The sequence below is a fragment of the Methylobacterium sp. J-078 genome (genome assembly GCF_022829285.1).
Classification (GTDB): Bacteria; Pseudomonadota; Alphaproteobacteria; order Rhizobiales; family Beijerinckiaceae; genus Methylobacterium.
The window spans coordinates 140490-154290 of sequence record NZ_JAKSYI010000096.1 but is presented as its reverse complement, the minus strand read 5'-3'; the positions used below and the strand labels follow the sequence as shown (position 1 = coordinate 154290).

The 13801-nt window shown below is 70.6% G+C and carries 14 protein-coding genes; 5 read left to right on the top strand and 9 right to left on the bottom strand.

Annotation, left to right across the window (positions count from 1 at the left end):
* Positions 1–118: 118 nt before the first annotated feature.
* The gene (locus tag MKK58_RS15545; protein WP_243912894.1) at positions 119–898 is read right to left on the bottom strand and encodes a PepSY-associated TM helix domain-containing protein; all 780 of its coding nucleotides are present in this window, start codon (positions 896–898) and stop codon (positions 119–121) included.
* Positions 895–3072 carry a TonB-dependent siderophore receptor gene (locus MKK58_RS15540; protein WP_243912893.1) on the bottom strand — a complete coding sequence of 726 codons (2178 nt, stop codon included), beginning with the start codon at positions 3070–3072 and terminating at the stop codon, positions 895–897. Before MKK58_RS15540 ends, MKK58_RS15545 begins: the two co-directional genes overlap by 4 nt.
* Positions 3073–3309: 237 nt before the next feature.
* Here MKK58_RS15540 and MKK58_RS15535 point away from each other — a divergent pair, with 237 nt between their 5' ends.
* Both MKK58_RS15535 and MKK58_RS15530 read left to right on the top strand, forming a co-directional pair.
* A complete protein-coding gene (locus MKK58_RS15535; protein ID WP_243912892.1) occupies positions 3310–4575 on the top strand; it encodes an adenosylmethionine--8-amino-7-oxononanoate transaminase in 1266 nt (421 codons plus the stop codon).
* A gap of 190 nt (positions 4576–4765) precedes the next feature.
* Positions 4766–5134, top strand: a complete 369-nt coding sequence (locus tag MKK58_RS15530) for a response regulator (RefSeq protein WP_283205869.1) — start codon at positions 4766–4768, stop codon at positions 5132–5134.
* Positions 5135–5147: 13 nt separating this feature from the next.
* Here the strand turns inward: MKK58_RS15530 and MKK58_RS15525 are convergent, their stop codons facing one another.
* Genes MKK58_RS15525 through rfbF form a run of 5 tightly spaced genes read right to left on the bottom strand, consistent with a single transcriptional unit; the run spans position 5148 to position 9742 of the window.
* Positions 5148–6053 carry an NAD(P)-dependent oxidoreductase gene (locus MKK58_RS15525; protein ID WP_313899289.1) on the bottom strand — a complete coding sequence of 302 codons (906 nt, stop codon included), beginning with the start codon at positions 6051–6053 and terminating at the stop codon, positions 5148–5150.
* Positions 6050–6580 carry a dTDP-4-dehydrorhamnose 3,5-epimerase family protein gene (locus tag MKK58_RS15520; protein WP_243912891.1) on the bottom strand — a complete coding sequence of 177 codons (531 nt, stop codon included), beginning with the start codon at positions 6578–6580 and terminating at the stop codon, positions 6050–6052. Before MKK58_RS15520 ends, MKK58_RS15525 begins: the two co-directional genes overlap by 4 nt.
* A 4-nt stretch (positions 6581–6584) precedes the next feature.
* On the bottom strand, positions 6585–7817 hold the full coding sequence (locus tag MKK58_RS15515) for a class I SAM-dependent methyltransferase (protein ID WP_243912890.1): 1233 nt from the start codon (positions 7815–7817) through the stop codon (positions 6585–6587).
* A gap of 5 nt (positions 7818–7822) precedes the next feature.
* On the bottom strand, positions 7823–8929 hold the full coding sequence (rfbG, locus tag MKK58_RS15510) for a CDP-glucose 4,6-dehydratase (protein ID WP_243912889.1): 1107 nt from the start codon (positions 8927–8929) through the stop codon (positions 7823–7825).
* Positions 8930–8974: 45 nt separating this feature from the next.
* Entirely contained in the window at positions 8975–9742 is a 768-nt protein-coding gene (rfbF, locus tag MKK58_RS15505; protein WP_243912888.1) for a glucose-1-phosphate cytidylyltransferase, read from the bottom strand.
* A 297-nt stretch (positions 9743–10039) separates the two neighbouring features.
* Here rfbF and MKK58_RS15500 point away from each other — a divergent pair, with 297 nt between their 5' ends.
* Complete coding sequence (locus tag MKK58_RS15500) at positions 10040–10360, top strand: DMT family transporter (RefSeq protein WP_243912887.1); 321 nt, start codon at positions 10040–10042, stop codon at positions 10358–10360.
* A 24-nt stretch (positions 10361–10384) separates the two neighbouring features.
* Here MKK58_RS15500 and MKK58_RS15495 read toward each other — a convergent pair whose 3' ends face one another.
* Positions 10385–11818, bottom strand: coding sequence for an FAD-linked oxidase C-terminal domain-containing protein (locus MKK58_RS15495; RefSeq protein ID WP_243912886.1), 1434 nt, complete (start codon positions 11816–11818; stop codon positions 10385–10387).
* A gap of 300 nt (positions 11819–12118) precedes the next feature.
* On the opposite strand from MKK58_RS15495, the gene MKK58_RS15490 reads away from it, so the two are divergent.
* Positions 12119–12481 (top strand): c-type cytochrome, encoded by a 363-nt coding sequence (locus tag MKK58_RS15490; protein ID WP_243912885.1) that lies wholly within the window; start codon positions 12119–12121, stop codon positions 12479–12481.
* Positions 12482–12642: 161 nt separating this feature from the next.
* Here the strand turns inward: MKK58_RS15490 and MKK58_RS15485 are convergent, their stop codons facing one another.
* Positions 12643–13185 (bottom strand): MarR family winged helix-turn-helix transcriptional regulator, encoded by a 543-nt coding sequence (locus MKK58_RS15485; RefSeq protein WP_243912884.1) that lies wholly within the window; start codon positions 13183–13185, stop codon positions 12643–12645.
* 193 nt (positions 13186–13378) lie between these two features.
* Here MKK58_RS15485 and MKK58_RS15480 point away from each other — a divergent pair, with 193 nt between their 5' ends.
* The gene (locus MKK58_RS15480; RefSeq protein WP_243912883.1) at positions 13379–13801 is read left to right on the top strand and encodes an organic hydroperoxide resistance protein; all 423 of its coding nucleotides are present in this window, start codon (positions 13379–13381) and stop codon (positions 13799–13801) included.

Sequence of the window (13801 nt, the reverse complement as noted above, 5' to 3'; positions counted from 1 at the left end):
ATGCCCTGTTCACCCGCGAGGCCGGCGCAGGCCCGCAGCGCACGATCATCCTGCCGCTCGACGGAGCGGGCTGGCACACCGAACCAGGACTGCGCCTGCCCCATGGCGTGCGGCTCGTCTACCTGCCGCCCGACACCCCCGCCTCCGAAGCCGGGGGCTTGGCCTCCGAAGCCGGGGGCTTGGCCTCCGCCATCCGGGTGATGCCCTCGCCCTGCGTGAGGAGGGCGGTGACGGCTTCGCGGTAGCCGTCGTAGGACCACCACAGGCCGCTCAGGGCGATGACGCCGTAGACCGGCAGGACCCAGGTTCCGGCCACCGCATGCAGCGACCAGTAGGTCGGCCGTCCCCATTGCCGCAGGTGCGGCTTCAGCCAGATGCGCAGGGACATCACTTTCGGCCAGCGCAGATAAAGGCCCGTGCAGAGAAGCACGAGGAGCGCGATCGCGCTCGCCCCCGTCAGGGTCCGGCCCCAGCCCTTGCCGTCGCCGGGCAGGAGCAGCCAGCGGTGCAGGCGCCGGATCGTGGCGAAGACCTCTTCCGTCCGCGCCGCGCCTCGCACGGTGCCGTCATGGGGGTCGAGGTAGAGGGAGGGCGGGCGCTGGTTGGTGGCGGGATCGCGACCGAGGCGCACCAGCGCGGCGGTGCCGGGCTCGGCCGCGAGCGTGAGGCTCGCCACGGTGTCGGGCCGCTGGGCATGGAAGCGGGCCAGCAGCGCATCCGGCGCGAGCCGGTCTTCCGAATGGGGCGCGACCCGGATCAGGTCGGCGTCGAAGGCCTCGCCGATCGCATCCTCGTAGCTCAGGAGCGCGCCGGTGACGCCCGCCACGGCCAGGACCAGCCCGGCGCCGAGCCCCAGCAGCCAGTGCAGCTGGAACAGGACCGCGCGCAAGGTCCTCACCACGCCACCCGCGCGGTCACGAGGGCCTGGAACGGCTCGCCGACCGCCACCAGCAGGTTGCTGCCCCCCGAGGAGGGATAATAGGTGCGGTCGAACAGGTTCTTGAGGTTGAGCTGGAGCGTGGTGGCCAAGCCGTTCACCTGGGTGTTGTAGGCCAGGAACGCGTCGCACACGACGTAGTCGGGCAGCTTGAAGCTGTTGGCGGCGTCCCCGGGCCGGGCGCCGACGTAGCGCGCGCCGAAGCCCGCCTCCAGGAACCCCGCACCGAGCCGCGTCGCGCCGAACTCCGCCGCCTCCGCGATCGCGCCGAACTGGTGCGTGAGGAAGGCCGAGGCGGTGACGCGCGGGGTGTTCAGGAGTTGCTTGCCCGTCAGCACCGGGTCCTGGACGACCTCGGCCTGGGTGAAGCCGTAGCTCGCGATCACCGCCCAATCGGGCAGGATCTGGCCGGCGACGTCGATCTCGAACCCGCGCGAGCGCACCTTGCCGGCGGTGCTCGCCACGGTGAGGCCGTTGACGACCTGCGTCACCAGCACGTTCGCCTTCTCGATGTCGAACATCGCGCCTGTTACGGTCAGCCCGGCGGCGACGTCCGCCTTCACGCCGACCTCGAAGGCCTCGCCCTCCTCCGGCGGCAGGGCACCCACGATGTTGGCCAGCGACGTGTTGGGTTTGAAGGATTGCGAATAGCTGCCGTAGAGCGACAGGTTGGGGGCTAGCTTGTAGACCAGACCGACGCGCGGCAGGACCCGCACTCCGTCGATGTCGGTATAGGCCACCGCCGGCGTCCCCTTGGCGCCGAACTGGTCGAAGATCTGGGTGCTGAGCCCGGCCACCAGGATCCACTGGTCGCTGAGGTGCAGCGAGTCCTGCAGGTAGAGGCTGGTGTTGGAGAGCCGCTCGCGCAGGTTGCTGTCGGGGGCTGAGATCACCGGCACCGTGGCAAGGGTGCCGTAGACGGGCCGGAACGGGTTGAAGCCCGCCCGGTTCGGCCCCCGGATGATGTCGGGCCGGCCGTAATCGATGTTCTCGTAGGTCACGCCGGCCAGAAGATCGTTGCGCAGGCCGAAGGTGTCGAAGCGGCCGGTCAGGTCGAGGCGGGCGACGTGGGCGTTGAAGTCGGCGTTGCGGGTGCCGTCGGCCCGGCGGGTGAGGAGGCCGGTGGCCGCGTTGAAGCTGACCGGCCGGATCTGGTCCTCGTCGTAGCCGAGATGGGAGTAGGTGTAGCCGAAATGCAGCCGCCAGTCGTCGTCGAAGCGGTGGTCGACGTCGAGGGTGGCGAGATGGCTGGTGGCCTCGTGCTGGCTCGAGCGCTCGTCGAAGCGGCGCTCGCGCGGCACCCGCAAGGGACGCCCGGTGGTGGGATCGAAGATCGTGCCGCGATCGTAGGGCACGCGGTAATGCCCGAATTCGTAGCCCACCGTCACGGTGGTGTCGTCGCCCTTCCAGGTGAGCGAGGGCGCCACGACCTGCCGACTGAGATGGCCGAAGTTGCGCCAGTAATCGTAGCTCTGGATGTCGGCCACCATCCGGTAGGCGAGGTTGGTGCCCTCCACGGGGCCGGTGAGGTCACCCTGCACGAGGCCGCCGCCGAAGCTCGTGCTCGTCAGGTTGAGCGAGCCGTGGGGGGTGAATTCGGGCCGCTTCGAGACGAGGTTGATCAGCCCGCCCGGATCGGTGATGCCGTAGAGGAGCGAGGCCGGACCTTTCAGCACCTCGACGCGCTCGATGGCGTAGCTGAAGTTCTGCTGCAGCACGGTGCGGCGCCCGTCCCGCAGGATTGAATCATCGCGAAACGTGCCGAAGCCGCGGCGCACCACCGCCTCCTGCGTGCCGCCGACGCTGTTGGTCTGGGCGATGCCGCTGACGTTGCGCAGAGCCTCGTCCAGCGAGATCACCCGCTGGTCGCGCAGCACCTGCGCCGGCACCACGGCGATGTTGGCCGGCGTGTCGAGGATCGCCGTGTCGGCGCCCGCCCCGAAGGTGGAGCGCCGGGGCTGGTAGCCGATGGTGGCGAGCCCGTTGCCGAGGCCCGCGACGCTGAGCTCCTCGAGGGTGACGGCGGAGGGCGCGTCCTGCGCCGAGGCCGCGCCGGCGGAAAGAAGCCAGAGCGCGCCCCCGGCCAGCCGGCGGCGCCGGGATGGATGGCGGGGTGTTGGGGCGGCGCACGACATGTCGGGTCTCGGGGGTAACGGAAGCTTCGCCTTAGTGCGCCGCACCCACATTCACAACCTGCGATGCAAAGATTAGAAGCGCTCCAATCACAGCAAAGACATAGCAAAAGGCATCACTCTCGACATGTTCTAAAATACAGGCCGCCAGCGGGATGGTCGGCACCGGCGGATCCGCCGATCCGCCGCGCGCGACGCGGCCTTGACCCGGCGGCGTCGCGCTCACATCCCTGCCCGGCCATGACCAACTCCACCGACCGCTCCCGAAGACATCACCTCTGGCGGCCCTACACGCAGATGAAGTCGGCGGCCCCGCCGCTGGAGGCCGTGCGCACCCACGGGTCGCGCATCGTGCTCGCCGACGGGCGCGAACTGATCGACGGCATCGCCTCCTGGTGGACGGCGGCCCACGGCTACAACCATCCCCACATCCGCGCCGCCGTGGCCGCGCAGCTGGAGGCGATGCCGCACGTGATGTTCGGGGGGCTCACCCACGCCCCGGCGGAGCGCCTGGCCGCGCGCCTCGCGGCCCTGCTGCCGGGCGACCTCGACCACGTCTTCTTCACGGATTCCGGCTCGGTCGCCGTGGAGGTCGCCCTGAAGATGGCGGTACAGATGTGGATCAACCGGGGGGTTTCCGGCCGCACCCGCATCCTGGCGTTCCGCGAGGGCTATCACGGCGACACCTTGGGGGCGATGTCGGTCTGCGACCCCGACGAGGGCATGCACCGGCGCTTCGGCGCCTACCTGCCGGCCCAGGTTTTTTGCGATCTGCCCGGGACGGCGGCGCAGGTCGCCACACTCGATGCCCGCATGGGCGCCGAGCGCGAGACGTTGGCGGCGGTGATCGTGGAGCCCCTGGTGCAGGGGGCGGGCGGCATGCGCATGCACCCGCCCGAGGTGCTGGCCACCATCGCGCGGCTCGCGCAACGCCACGGGCTGCCACTGATCGCCGACGAGATCTTCACGGGGTTCGGGCGCACCGGCACCCTGTTCGCCTGCGAGCAGGCCGGCATCGTGCCGGACATCCTGTGCCTGTCGAAGGCGCTCACCGGGGGCACGATGGCGCTGGCCGCCACCATCGCCACGGGGGCCGTCTTCGAGAGCTTCCTGTCCGACGATCCCGCCGCCGCCCTCATGCACGGGCCGACCTTCATGGCGAACCCGCTCGCTTGCGCGGCGGCCAATGCCAGCCTCGACCTGTTCGAGGGCGAGCCGCGTCTCGGTCAGGCCGCCACCATCGCGGCGGCCCTCGCCGACGGCCTCGAACCCTTGCGGGACCTGCCGCACGTGGCCGACATCCGGGTCCTGGGGGCGATCGGAGCGGTGCAGTTCCGTGCGCCGCCCGACCTCGCCGACCTGAAGCGCCGCTTCCTCGCGCGGGGCACCTGGGTGCGGCCCTTCGGCGACATCGTCTACCTGACGCCGGCCCTCACCATCGGGGCGGACGACCTCGCGCACCTCCTCGACGCGATGCGCGCGGTGGTAGCCGAGACCGCGCCCTGAGGGCGCCGACTCGCGCGGCGCGCCTTGCAACCTGCGCTCCCCTCGCTCGTTGGGATACGTGGCATCAGCCTTGCGCCCGTGACCGCGTCACGCGAGCCCGAGCGCTCCGGACGCGTCGGTCAGGTCTTCCGGGGCTGTGCCTGCCGGCAAACAGGTTGGAGGGTGCATCGTGGTGGATGAGGCGACGAACGTGAACGACGATCGGCCGGTGATCCTCCTGGTCGAGGACGAGGCCCTGACGATCATGGATCTCGGCGACGTCCTCGAGAATGGCGGCTACGAGACCGTGCAATGCGCCTCCGCCGAGCGTGCGCTGGGCATCATCCAGGCCCGCCCCGACATCTGTGGGCTCATCACCGACGTCGAATTGTCCGGCAAGACCAACGGCTTCGAACTCGCCACGGCGGTCTCGGAAGCCCGGCCCAAACTGCCCATCGTCATCGTCTCGGGCCGCGCCGCCCCCGATCCCGAGCGGATGCCGGCGGGCGCCCGGTTCATCGCGCGGCCCTGCACCGGGGAGGACATCCTTTCGCAGCTGAAGGGCCTGCTGCCCTGCTGAATGCCTGACGGCCTCAGCCCGGCGTGTCCCCCTGGGCACGCCACCACGCGACCGCATCGTCGAGGCCGCGCACCAGATCGAAGCGCGGCCGAAATCCGACCGCGCCCATGAGAATATGTGTCCCGGACTCGATCACGGCCGGCTCCGCCGGGTTCAGCGGCCGGGCTCCGAAATCCAGGTGCTCGGCGCCCCCGATCCGGGCGGCGAGTTGCTCGAGGAGGGTGCGCACCGGGATCGCCTCGCCCGAGCCGATATTCACGGGACCGGTCACGTCGCTCGCCACGAGGGCGGCTAGAGCCTCGGCGGCATCGGCGACGTGCAGGAAGTCGCGGCGTTGGTGCCCTGCCGTCGTCGGAAATGGTGTGCGGGTCGATAGGGCCCGGATCGCGTCCGGGACGAGGCGCCCGCGCCGCTCGCCGGGTCCGTAGAGATAGAAGAGGCGGCCCCAGGCGAAGCCGAGTCCGTTCGTGGCGGCGTAGGCCTCCAGGATGCGCCGGGTCCCGTCCTTGGCGGCGCCGTAGAGCGTCGCGGGCCGGCAGGGCGTCGTCGCCTCGTCGAAGCGAGCCGCGTCCCATTCGTACTCGGCACAGGTGCCGGCGCCGACGAAGCGCCGCCCGCCCGCCGCCGCGAAGGCCTGGGCGAGGTCGAGGCTGGCCGCGACCCAGTCGAGGTTGCGCGCCGAGGTCCAGTAGCGGCCCGGCTCCGCATACCAGGCGAGGTGGAGGAGGTGGCTCGGGCGGATTTTCGCGACGAGAGCGTGGCGCGCCTCGGGCACCAGCAGGTCGGCCGCGTGCCAGTCCGCCTCGGGCGACGCGCCCCGCCCGACGCCATGGACCTCGAAGCCGCGTGCCCGCAGGGCCGGTACGGCGTGGCGGCCGACGAAGCCGGCCGCACCCGTGACGAGGACGCGACCGCTCACCGCACCCAGTCGGGATAGGCGAGGTCGCGCGCGGCGATCACCGTGACGGGCTCCGGCCAGGCGACGGCGAGGCTCGGGTCGTTCCAGCGCAGGCCCCGGGCGCTGCCGGCCACATAGGGACGGTCGATCATGTAGAGCACTTCCGCGCCGTCGCTGAGGGCCTGGAAGCCGTGGGCGAAGCCGGCCGGGATGTAGAGGGCGTGGCGGTTGGCGGCGTTGAGTTCGGTCCCGTAGGCCTGGAGGTAGGTGGCGGAATCCGGCCGCAGGTCGACGATCACGTCGTGGATCGCGCCGGCCGTGCAGCGCACGAGCTTGGTCTCCGCATGAGGCTCGGCCGCGAAGTGCAGGCCCCGCACGGTGCCGCGCCGGGCGTTGTGGGAGATGCTGGACTGGGCGAAGGCGCCGATCAGTCCGCGCGCGGCGAAGTCCTCGACGCAGACGGTGCGGGCGAAGAAGCCGCGCGCGTCGGCATGGGGTTCGGGGACGATGCGGTACGCGCCGGCGAGCGGCAGGGCCTCGAAGCGCATCGGCTCAGAACTCGGCCAGGTGCGGGATCGCCGTGACGAAGCGCCCGCCCCAGGCGCGGATCGCCGCCATCTCGCCCGCGATCTCGTCGCGCAGGTTCCAGGGCAGGATCAGAACGCAGTCCGGCCGCAGCGCGAGCAGGGCCTCCGGCGCCACCACCGGGATGCGGCTGCCGGGAAGCAGCATGCCCTGCTTGTGGGGCGAGCGGTCGGCCACCGCCCGCACCAGTTCGGGGCCGATGCCGCAATAGTTGAGGAAGGTGTTGCCCTTGGCGGCCGCCCCGTAGGCGCAGACCGTCCGGCCCGCCTCCCGCTCCGCGATGAGGAAGCGCAGCGCCGCGCACTTGATGTCCGCCACCGCCCGCCCGAAGCCCGCATAGCCGGTGGGCTCGAACAGGCGGGCCGCCCACTCGGTCAGCACCAGGCGCTCGAGGGCCTCGGTCGGGGCGTGGGCGGCGCCCTCGCGGCAGGCGAAGACGCGCAGCGAGCCGCCATGGGTCGGCCATTCCTCGACGTCGAACACCCGCAGGCCGTGTTGGCGCAGGACACCGATCACCACCCCGAGGGAGAGGTATGAGAAGTGCTCGTGGTAGATCGTATCGAACTGGCGCTGCTCGATCATGCGCAGGAGATGCGGGAACTCGAAGGTCGCGACACCCTCGGACTTCAAGAGGATGGCAAAGCCTTCCACGAAATCGTGGAGGTCGGGAACGTGGGCGAGCACGTTGTTGGCCGCCATCAGGTCGGCGGCGTGGCCCGCGGCGTGAAGGCGCCTGGCGGTCTCGGCCCCGAAGAACGCGACCTCGGTCGGCACGCCCCGCGCGCGGGCCGCCACAGCGACGTTGGCGGCGGGCTCCACCCCGAGGGCCGGGATGCCCCGCGCGACGACGTATTGCAGCAGGTAGCCGTCGTTGCTCGCCACCTCCACGACCTTGCTCTCGGGCCCAAGGCCGAAGCGCGCCTGCATGGCCGCGACATAGGCCTCCGCATGGGCGAGCCAGCCCGCGGAGAAGCCCGAGAAATAGGCATAGTCCGAGAAGATCGCCTCGGGCGTCTCGAAGGCTTCGAGCTGCACGAGGTAGCAGGCATCGCAGACGAAGGCGTGGAGCGGGTGGAAGGTCTCGCCCCGGCTGGCGCGCTCCGCCGGCACGTAGGCGTTGGCGAGCGGCGACAGCCCGAGATCGACCAGGCTCCGGCCGAGATGCGCACCGCAGACGCGGCAGGGACGATGTGCGCTCACGCCGGTCACGCTCCGAGGGCCTCGTAGGCGCCGATCTGCGCCAGGGTCAGGTCGCGGGCGCAGGCCCCGCCGGCCTGCGCCCGGTGCCAGGCCGCGGTCCAGGCCAGGGCCGCGTCGAGGCGCAGGCGCCGGTCCCAGCCGAGATGGGTGCGAGCCTTGGCCGAGTCGACCTTGAGGAAGGTCGCCTCGTGCGGGTGGATCGCCTGCGAGAGGTGCCACAGGGCGTCCGCCCCCCAGGCCTGGGCGAGTTCGTCGACGAGGTGGGCCACCGGCCGGCAATCCTCGTCGGCCGGGCCGAAGTTCCAGGCCTCGGCGTAGCGCGCGCCCCCCTCCCCCGACAGGCATTCGGCGAGGCGGAGGTAGCCGCTCAGGGGTTCGAGCACGTGCTGCCAGGGCCGGGTGGCGTGGGGGGCGCGGATCTCCACCGATTCGCCCCGCACGAAGGCGCGGACGATGTCGGGCACGAGCCGGTCCTCCGACCAGTCGCCGCCGCCGATGACGTTGCCCGCCCGGGCAGTGGCCACCTGGCACCCCCGCTGGTCGAGGAACGAGGTCCGGTAGGCCGCCGCCACCAGTTCGGCACAGCCCTTGGAACTGCTGTAGGGGTCATGGCCGCCGAGCGCTTCGGTCTCGCGGTAGCCCCAGGGCCATTCGCGGTTCGCGTAGGCCTTGTCGCTCGTCACCACCACGACGGCCCGGACGGAGGGCGTCGCCCGCACCGCCTCCAGCACGTGGGCGGTGCCCATCACGTTGGTGGCATAGGTCCCCAGCGGATCGCCGTAGGACGCGCGCACCAGGGCCTGGGCCGCCATGTGGATGACGATCTCGGGCGCCGTGGCGGTCAGACACGTGCGCACGGCCGCCGCGTCGCGGATGTCGGCGAGGTGCGAGTCGAGGCGCTCGCCGATGCCGGCGGTCGCGAACAGGCTCGGCGCGGTGTTGGGGGCCAGCGCCAGCCCGCTCACCCGCGCGCCCAGGCGCTCCAGCCACAGGCAGAGCCAGCCGCCCTTGAAGCCGGTATGGCCGGTGACGAGCACCCGCCGCCCGGCCCAGAAGGCGGGATCGGGATTCGGGTCGCGCGTACGCGGCAGGGGGAAGGGCGAGGGCTGCACGCTGTGAAACGATCTCCGGAAACGATCTTTCGCTGGCGCGTCAGACTACCAGCATTTCCAGGGCGGCGCGTCCCCCGCCCACAGGGCTTCGAGGTGGTTCTTGTCGCGCAACGTGTCCATGGCCTGCCAGAAGCCCGCATGGACGTAGGCCGCGAGCTGTCCGTCGGCGGCCAGCCCCTCCAGGGGCTCGGCCTCCCAGACCGTGGCGTCGCCCGCGATCCGGTCCAGCACCCGCGGCGAGAGCACGAAGAACCCGCCGTTGATGGTCGCCCCGTCCCCGGCGGGCTTCTCGCGGAAGCGCCGGACCGTGCCGTCCTCGAGTTCCAGCGCCCCGAAGCGGCCCGGCGGCGTCACCGCCGTGAGCGTCGCGAGCTTGCCGTGCGCCCGGTGGAAGGCGGCCAGCGCCGTGAGGTCGACATCGGCCACACCGTCGCCGTAGGTCATGAAGAAGTCCTCGTCGCCGAGGTACTCGCGCACCCGCTTCAGGCGCCCGCCCGTCATCGTGGTCTCGCCGGTCTCGATCAGCGAGACGCGCCAGTCCTCGGCGGTGCTGCGGTGGAAATCGACGTGGCCGCGCCCGATGTCGACGGTCACGTCGGACAGGTGCAGCCGGTAGTTCAGGAAGAACTCCTTGATGACGTAGCCCTTGTAGCCGAGGCAGATCACGAACTCGCGCACCCCGTGGGCGGCGAAGATCTGCATGATGTGCCAGAGGATCGGCCGCCCGCCGATCTCCAGCATGGGCTTGGGGCGCGTTACCGTCTCCTCGGAGAGGCGCGTGCCGAGACCGCCCGCGAGGATGACTGCCTTCATGGGATCCTGATGTTCTCGGCCTTGTCCCGCGGATGGACAGGCGACGCGTCACGGGTCCGGGCGGGACAGGATCGACCGGATCCTCGAGCGTCGGGCTCTCGCCGAAAGGCTTAATCGAGGGGGTCGGCTTCGTCCAGGCAGTCGGCTCCGTCCGAGGAAGTGCCCGCCCTGCTCGGCGCGCGGGACGGTTGACCGGCCCACCCCCGCAACCTACCTCCCCGCTCGCGAGGCCACGTCCTCCCCCCGCACGCGCGGGGCAGAAGTCCGGGACGGCCCGGCCCTTTCAGGAGGGCTGCCATGGCCTGGATCTATCTTGTCGCCGCGGGCGTGCTCGAAATCGTGTGGGCCTATGCGATGAAGCTGTCGGACGGCTTCACCCGGCCCTGGCCGTCCACGATCATGGCGGTGGCGATGGCGGGCAGCGTCGGACTTCTGGCGCTCGCCATGCGCACCCTGCCGCTCGGCACCGCCTACACCATCTGGACGGGCATCGGCGCCGTCGGCGCCTTCCTCGTCGGCATCGCGGTGCTGGGGGAGCAGGCGAGCGCGATGCGGCTCACCGCGGCGGCCCTGATCGTGTCCGGCCTCGTCCTGATGAAGCTGTCGAGCCCGCACTGAGCGGGCAGGCTCGACCGGACTTGATCAGAGCCCGACCCGTCCCTCCAGGGGGAACACCTTGGCGGGGTTCATCAGCCAGCCGGGGTCGAACACGTTCTTCACCCGCATCTGCTGCTCCAGATCGGCCTGGGCGTACTGGAAGCGCATGAGTTCGCGCTTCTCGATGCCGACGCCGTGCTCGCCCGTGAGGCAGCCACCGACCTCGACGCAGAGCTTGAGGATCTCGTCCCCGGCGGCCTCCGCCTTCTCCATCTCGCCGGGCTTGTTGATGTCGAACAGGATCAGCGGGTGCAGGTTGCCGTCACCGGCATGGAACACGTTGGCGACGCGCAGGCCCTTCTCGGCGCAGATCGCGCCGATGCGCTCCAGCACCCCGGGCAGCTGGCCGGTGGGGATGGTGCCGTCCATGCAGATGTAGTCCGAGATTCGGCCGGTGGCGCCGAAGGCGGACTTGCGGCCCTTCCAGATCGCGGCGCTCTCGGCTTCCGATTTCGAGACCCGGATGCTGGTCGGGTTGAAGTCGCTGGCGATGGCCTCGATGCGGGCGAGCATCGCCGTGCATTCGGCATCCGACCCTTCGACCTCGATGATCAGCATGGCCTCGGCGTCGCGCGGGTAGCCGGCTTGCGCGAAATCCTCGGTGATGAGGATCGCCTCGCGGTCCATGTACTCGATCGCCACCGGGATGATGCCGGCGCCGATGATGGCGGCCGTGCAGGCGCCCGCATCCTCCACCGAGCCGAAGCCGACGAGCGCCGGGCGTGCGCCCTCCGCCGCCCGCAGGATGCGCACGGTGGCCTCGGTGACGATGCCGAGCTGCCCCTCCGAGCCGCAGACGAGGCCGAGGAGGTCGTAGCCGGCCGCGTCGAGGTGCTCGCCGCCGATCTCCACCACGGTGCCGTCGTTCATCACCAGGGTGACGCCGAGCAGGTTGTTGGTGGTCACCCCGTATTTGAGACAGTGCGCGCCGCCGGAATTCATCGCGATGTTGCCCGCGATGGTGCAGGCGAGCTGGCTCGACGGGTCGGGCGCGTAGAAGAAGCCCTCGTGGCTGACCGCGCCCGAGATGGCGAGGTTGGTGATGCCGGCCTCGACCCGCGCGGTGCGGTTCTCGTAATCGACGGCGAGGATGCGGTTCATCTTGGCCACCCCGAGAATCACCGCGTCCTCCTGCGCGATGGCGCCGCCGGCGAGCGATGTGCCGGCGCCGCGCGGCACCACCCGCACGCCGTTGGCGTGGCAGAACGCCATCACGGCCGAGACCTCCGCCGTCGTCGAGGGCAGCACCACGGCCAGCGGCATCTTGCGGTAGGCGGTGAGCCCGTCCGTCTCGAAGGCGCGGCGCTCGTCCTCGGTGGTCACCAGGGCCTCGGGGGCGACCAGGGGGGCGAGGCCGGCGATGATCGCCTCGCGGCGGGCGACGACACCGGCATCGGGCACGGGAAAGGCGATCGACATGGGCATGTCCTCCGGGGGCGCGCCATCTTCATCATCCGCTCAGCCGGGATCGCCTATGAGGAGGCGACAGCGCGAGACGGAGGAACGGCGCTTTGCGAGGGAGCGTAGGACAAACACCGGCGCGGCGCATCCGGTTCGTGGCCTCGTCGGTCGGGGCGGAACCGAACGCCGTTGGAGAAGCTTCCTTTGGCCGCAGCGCATCGCAGTCCGCCTTGCGCGTTCCTGTCTCAATCTGTTCTAAACGGGTAAGCTCTGCCATAAGCCCAAGCGGCTGAAGCCGCTTCAAGGAGGAAACACACGATGCGTCATATCATGTTCGGCGCCGCCCTGGCCCTGCTGCTGCCTCTGTCGGCTCATGCCGAGGGCGACGCCGCCGCCGGCGAGAAGGCGTTCGCCCCGTGCAAGGCCTGCCACAACTTCGAGAAGAACGGCGTCGGCCCGACCCTGAAGGGCGTCGTCGGCGCGAAGGCCGGCGAGGGCGCGGACGGCTATGCCTTCTCGGCGGCCATGAAGAGCTCCGGCATCACCTGGGACGAGGCCAACCTCCACGAGTGGCTGACCGACCCGAAGAAGAAGATCCCGGGCACGAAGATGGTCTTCCCCGGCGTCAAGGACCCGAAGAAGGTCGACGACATCATCGCCTACCTCAAGACCAAGTCCTGATCCTCGAGACGTCTTGATCCCGAAGCACGGGTTTTAGGATCGCTCCGGCCCGCCCCTTCAGGGCCGGCCGGGCATGCTCGCGAAAGCGCGGTCCGGAAGCCGCTCCCGCCCTGGCGGGAGCGGCTTTTTCCATGCCTCGCCTCGATCAGGGCTCGCCCCTGTCAGGACCCGCGCCGTGCGGTGGTTTCGGGGCCGCCGGCGACCGGGCGGTCGTCGGCCTCGCCGAGGCCCGCATGCAATGCGCCGCGCAGGTTCATCAGGATGTCGAGGAGGGCCCGGCGCCCGTCGAGATCAAGGCCGGTCAGGCCGCCCACCTCGTCCGGCACGCATTGCATCCGCCCCTTCAAAGCCCGGCTCTTCTCGGTGAGGAAGATGCTGACCTGCCGCTCGTCGGTGCGGTCGCGGGCGCGGCGGACATGGCCGGCCGCCTCCAGACGCTTCAGCAGAGGCGTCAGGGTCCCGGAATCGAGGAACAGGCGCTGGCCGATCTCCTTGACCGTCAGGCCCTCCTCTTCCCACAGCACCAGCAACACCAGATATTGCGGGTAGGTCAGGTCGTGCCCCGCCAGCAGCGCCCGGTAGGCGCGCCCGAAGGCATGGGCCGTGGCGTAGACGGCAAAGCAGAGCTGGCTGTCGAGGCTCAGGGCGTCGGCGCCCGGGTCCGCGACCGGCTCGGTGCGGGGGCGGGTGGTCCGTCCCGACATGGTGCGGTGTCCTTCCTGATGGCGACCGGACGGAACCGGGGGCCTGTCACGACCTTATGCAAAACTCATATTGCGCACAATCAAGTTCCGTGCGAGATGAAAACTAGATTGCGCGCAATCGAGATCGCTTTAGCCGCAGCTGAAGCGTAGCGTTCGATCCGACCACCCCGTTCCACGACGAGGAGAGACCGACATGAAGGCACTCTACACCGCACACGCCCATGCCACCGGCGGCCGCGAGGGTTCCGCCGCGACCGACGATTCCAAGGTGGACGTCAAGCTCTCGACCCCGAAGGAGCTCGGCGGCGGCGGTGGCGCCGGCACCAATCCGGAGCAGCTCTTCGCGGCCGGCTACGCCGCCTGCTTCCTCGGCGCGATCAAGTTCGTGGCCGGCAAGGACAAGATCCAGGTGTCGGAGGAGTCCAAGATCGAGTCGAGCGTCGGCATCGGCCCGCGCGACGACGGCACCGGCTTCGGCCTCGTGGTCGCCCTCAAGGCAACCCTGCCGGGCCTCGAGCGCGCCGTCGCCGAGGATCTCGTGAAGCGCGCCGACGTGGTGTGCCCGTACTCCCACGCCACCCGTGGCAACATCCAGGTCGACATCTCGGTCGCCTGA

Bases quoted from the DNA above. Each gene is read 5' to 3' on its own strand.
- MKK58_RS15540 (WP_243912893.1), bottom strand. From the start codon at position 3,072: ATGTCGTGCGCCGCCCCAACACCCCGCCATCCATCCCGGCGCCGCCGG.
- MKK58_RS15535 (WP_243912892.1), top strand. From the start codon at position 3,310: ATGACCAACTCCACCGACCGCTCCCGAAGACATCACCTCTGGCGGCCC.
- MKK58_RS15520 (WP_243912891.1), bottom strand. From the start codon at position 6,580: ATGCGCTTCGAGGCCCTGCCGCTCGCCGGCGCGTACCGCATCGTCCCC.
- rfbF (WP_243912888.1), bottom strand. From the start codon at position 9,742: ATGAAGGCAGTCATCCTCGCGGGCGGTCTCGGCACGCGCCTCTCCGAG.
- MKK58_RS15500 (WP_243912887.1), top strand. From the start codon at position 10,040: ATGGCCTGGATCTATCTTGTCGCCGCGGGCGTGCTCGAAATCGTGTGG.
- MKK58_RS15495 (WP_243912886.1), bottom strand. From the start codon at position 11,818: ATGTCGATCGCCTTTCCCGTGCCCGATGCCGGTGTCGTCGCCCGCCGC.
- MKK58_RS15490 (WP_243912885.1), top strand. From the start codon at position 12,119: ATGCGTCATATCATGTTCGGCGCCGCCCTGGCCCTGCTGCTGCCTCTG.
- MKK58_RS15485 (WP_243912884.1), bottom strand. From the start codon at position 13,185: ATGTCGGGACGGACCACCCGCCCCCGCACCGAGCCGGTCGCGGACCCG.
- MKK58_RS15480 (WP_243912883.1), top strand. From the start codon at position 13,379: ATGAAGGCACTCTACACCGCACACGCCCATGCCACCGGCGGCCGCGAG.